Raw genomic sequence first — 3,560 nt, 5'->3', positions numbered from 1 at the left:
CTTTTGTTTTTAATAATAATACCTTGTTGGGTGTCTATTACTTCGCTTATATTTTGCCATTCTAATTGATAGCTTTTGTAATGATTAGCAGATTTAATACCTTCTTCATCAAAGGTAAGTGTTACCTCAGAGCCTGATGCTCTGCTGAGCATTTGTCTGGTTACCCACCATGGTCTGCGATAGTAAAAAGCGACGCACTCGAGTACCGCTAACATGATCATAAACGATCCTAAGTAATGATCGTCTAAAACATAAATGCCAAATAGACCAAGCGCAACTAACAACACAAGTAAAAAGTATTTAGGTTTTGCACGCTTACTATAAGGGAGTGACTCATCAAAACACTCGTAAAAGTAGGGTTTATCTAATGTGTAGGTGGTTGTGAATGCCATTTTGCCTTGCTTTAAATATCGTTTTTTTTATTTTAACAAGCTAACTGCTAAATGAGCAGCTTTATAGTCAGTGATTTTATTACTGGCACAAAAAAACGGCTCGAAAGCCGTTTTTTTAGCGGTACAAGAAGAATTAACAGTTAGTTTCTTCAGCGTTCACGCCTTCTTTAACATTTTCACATGCATCTTCAACAGAGTTTTGCACATCAGTTACTGCTTCGTCGATACGTTCGCCAGCATCTTCTGCATGGTTGTCTTCACAACCCATCATGAAAAAACCTGCAAATACTGCGATTAGTGCTGCTTTTAAAGTTGTAGAGTTCATAGTGTAATTCCTTGTAAGTATTAATTAAATTTTAGTGTTTGTTAGATGAATGCTTTATCTACCTGGGTGATTTACCACGTAGTGCACCTGAAACTAATGAAATCACTAAAAGTACTAAAAAGATAAAAAATATAATTTTTGCTATACCAGCTGCGGCACCTGCGATGCCACCAAAACCTAACACTGCAGCGATTAAAGCAATAACTAAAAATGTAATTGTCCAGCGTAACATTGTTTTCTCCTTGGTTATCAAATTTGCTCATAATAACTAATGCCAGTTATATGCCAAAATTTATTTGGCATAAATATCAATTAGTTATGGGTTTTTGCTGTTATTCTAGCTATTAGTTGGTTAGTAACTTTTACGCTTTGTTATGTAAGTTATTCACACTGTTGCAAATAACTGCTAAATGTTCACTAAATAAACTTATTTTGGTAAGACCAATTAACAATTGGTGTGTGGCTTTGCATTTTATATTAAGAATTAGTGTTTATTTTACTTAGCTTGATAGTTAATTAACAACTTCCATATAACTATTAGCTATAGTCGTTATTTCTTGTATGTATTGTAGAGCGCGTGATTGCTGAGTTATGGCATGTAAATTAATTGAGTGTTATGTTATTTATTGTTTAATTGGTTTTACCAATTTACAAGATGTAGACAAAGCGATTAGTTTTGTTATTATCCAGTGAATAAATATTTAATTAAATCGATTTTTTATTTTCGATATGGGTTTCAAGGGGAGAAAAATGGATATAGGTGCTCTACTCACAACGGCTGGTAACTTAATGCTTACTGGCATGGTTGGGGTGTTTGTATTTCTGTCGATATTAATTGGTGCAGTAACGCTTATGTCTAATTTGGTGACGCGCTTTAGCGAACCTGACGTGGCGACACCAGTTAAATCACCATCTTTTAAATCTCAAGGTGTGCCTAATGAGCACATCGCTGCTATTAGTGCTGCCATTGCTCAGTACAAATCAAATAATAAATAAGGGGCACACACATGGCTAAATTAAAATTAACAGAATTGGTATTACGCGATGCTCACCAATCATTATTAGCAACGCGTATGCGCCTAGACGATATGCTACCGATTGCTAGCAAATTAGACGATGCGGGTTATTGGTCTATTGAATCGTGGGGCGGTGCTACATTTGACTCGTGTATTCGTTATTTAGGCGAAGATCCTTGGGAGCGTATTCGTGCACTTAAAAAAGCGATGCCTAATACTAAACAGCAAATGCTATTACGCGGTCAAAACTTATTAGGTTACCGCCATTACGCTGATGACGTAGTTGAAAAGTTTGTAGAACGTGCACATAAAAATGGCGTTGATGTATTTCGTATATTTGATGCAATGAACGATGTACGTAACCTAGAAACAGCTATTAAAGCGGCTGTAAAAGTAGGCGCTCACGCTCAAGGTACTATTTCGTACACAGTTAGCCCAGTTCATACACTTGATATGTGGCTAACTCTTGCAAAGCAGCTTGAAGATATGGGTTGTCACTCAATTTGTATTAAAGATATGGCGGGTTTATTAAAGCCGTACGATGCTGAAAAACTAATTAAAGCACTTAAAGAAACTGTATCTATTCCAATTGCTATGCAGTGCCACGCTACAACAGGTTTAAGTACTGCTACTTACCAAAAAGCAATTGATGCTGGTATTGATATGCTCGATACCGCTATTTCATCAATGAGTATGACTTATGGACATTCCGCAACTGAAACTATTGTATCGATAGTTGAAGGGACTGAGCGTGATACTGAGCTTGATTTAAACCACCTAGAAGAAATTGCTGCTTACTTTAGAGATGTACGTAAAAAATATGCGGCATTTGAAGGTAGCTTAAAAGGGGTTGATGGGCGCATTTTATTAGCTCAAGTACCTGGTGGCATGCTTACAAACATGGAAAACCAACTTAAAGAGCAAGGCGCAGCCGATAAGCTTAATGAGGTTTTACTTGAGATCCCACGTGTACGTGAAGATCTTGGCTTTTTACCTTTAGTAACACCAACGTCGCAAATTGTTGGCACTCAAGCGGTACTTAATGTGCTAACGGGTGAGCGTTATAAAACAATTACTAAAGAAACTGCTGGCGTATTAAAAGGTGAATATGGCTTAACACCAGCACCAATGAATAAAGAGCTACAAGAGCGCGTGCTTGATGGAGCGGAAGTTATTACTTGTCGCCCTGCTGATAACATTGCACCTGAGCTTGCAACGCTTGAAGCTGAGTTATTAAAAGAAGCACAAGAGCAAGGTTTAACACTTGCTGATGATCAAATTGATGACGTATTAACTTATGCATTATTTCCACAAGTTGGTTTGAAGTTTATTAAAAACCGCGACAACCCAGATGCATTTGAGCCAGTACCTTCTGTTGAAGATAAAAGCAGTAAAGCACCTTCTAAATCAGTTTCAAATAATAACAAAGTGAAGGCTGAGCAATACAGCGTAAAAGTAGATGGTAAAGTTTATGACGTAGTCGTAGCGCAAGGTGGTGAACTTAAAGAAGTAACATTAAAAGACTCTGAGCACATTCCTCAATCTGCTTCGGTTGCATCAGGTGAAACACTTAACGCGCCTCTAGCCGGTAATATTTTTAAGATTAAGGTAAAAGCTGGGCAAGTTGTTAACGAAGGCGATGTAGTGATTATTATGGAAGCCATGAAAATGGAAACTGAAATACGCGCTACGCATACCGGAACAATTGCTGAAGTGTTAGTTAGTGAAGGCGATGCTGTAACTACCGGCGACGCTATGATTGCATTAGCTTAGGAGTAAATAGAGGATGGAAGGTATTTTAAACCTCTGGAATGCGACAGGCATTGC

The 3,560-nt window shown here is 37.6% G+C and carries 5 protein-coding genes; 2 read left to right on the top strand and 3 right to left on the bottom strand.

Annotated elements, in window-relative coordinates:
* The 3 genes from H5072_RS14705 to H5072_RS14695 form a co-directional block, all read right to left on the bottom strand.
* A partial coding sequence (locus H5072_RS14705) for a YcxB family protein (RefSeq protein ID WP_182693938.1) occupies positions 1–392 on the bottom strand: 392 nt, incomplete at its 3' end.
* Positions 393–525: 133 nt separating this feature from the next.
* Entirely contained in the window at positions 526–717 is a 192-nt protein-coding gene (locus tag H5072_RS14700) for a hypothetical protein (RefSeq protein WP_002961938.1), read from the bottom strand.
* A gap of 58 nt (positions 718–775) precedes the next feature.
* On the bottom strand, positions 776–949 hold the full coding sequence (locus tag H5072_RS14695; RefSeq protein WP_002961939.1) for a DUF1328 domain-containing protein: 174 nt from the start codon (positions 947–949) through the stop codon (positions 776–778).
* A gap of 518 nt (positions 950–1,467) precedes the next feature.
* On the opposite strand from H5072_RS14695, the gene H5072_RS14690 reads away from it, so the two are divergent.
* Together H5072_RS14690 and oadA are read left to right on the top strand one after the other, a co-directional pair.
* Positions 1,468–1,713 (top strand): OadG family protein, encoded by a 246-nt coding sequence (locus tag H5072_RS14690; RefSeq protein WP_002961940.1) that lies wholly within the window; start codon positions 1,468–1,470, stop codon positions 1,711–1,713.
* 11 nt (positions 1,714–1,724) lie between these two features.
* Positions 1,725–3,506, top strand: a complete 1,782-nt coding sequence (oadA, locus tag H5072_RS14685; RefSeq protein WP_182693937.1) for a sodium-extruding oxaloacetate decarboxylase subunit alpha — start codon at positions 1,725–1,727, stop codon at positions 3,504–3,506.
* Positions 3,507–3,560: the final 54 nt, after the last annotated feature.

This window comes from Pseudoalteromonas sp. SR45-5, from assembly GCF_014163565.1.
GTDB lineage: Bacteria > Pseudomonadota > Gammaproteobacteria > Enterobacterales > Alteromonadaceae > Pseudoalteromonas > Pseudoalteromonas distincta.
Note: the sequence above shows the minus strand (reverse complement) of the source record. Positions and strands in the feature narration are given on the sequence as shown.

Excerpts from the sequence above, each read along its gene's own strand:
- H5072_RS14700 (WP_002961938.1), bottom strand. The coding sequence starts at position 717 with ATGAACTCTACAACTTTAAAAGCAGCACTAATCGCAGTATTTGCAGGT.
- H5072_RS14695 (WP_002961939.1), bottom strand. The coding sequence starts at position 949 with ATGTTACGCTGGACAATTACATTTTTAGTTATTGCTTTAATCGCTGCA.
- H5072_RS14690 (WP_002961940.1), top strand. The coding sequence starts at position 1,468 with ATGGATATAGGTGCTCTACTCACAACGGCTGGTAACTTAATGCTTACT.
- oadA (WP_182693937.1), top strand. The coding sequence starts at position 1,725 with ATGGCTAAATTAAAATTAACAGAATTGGTATTACGCGATGCTCACCAA.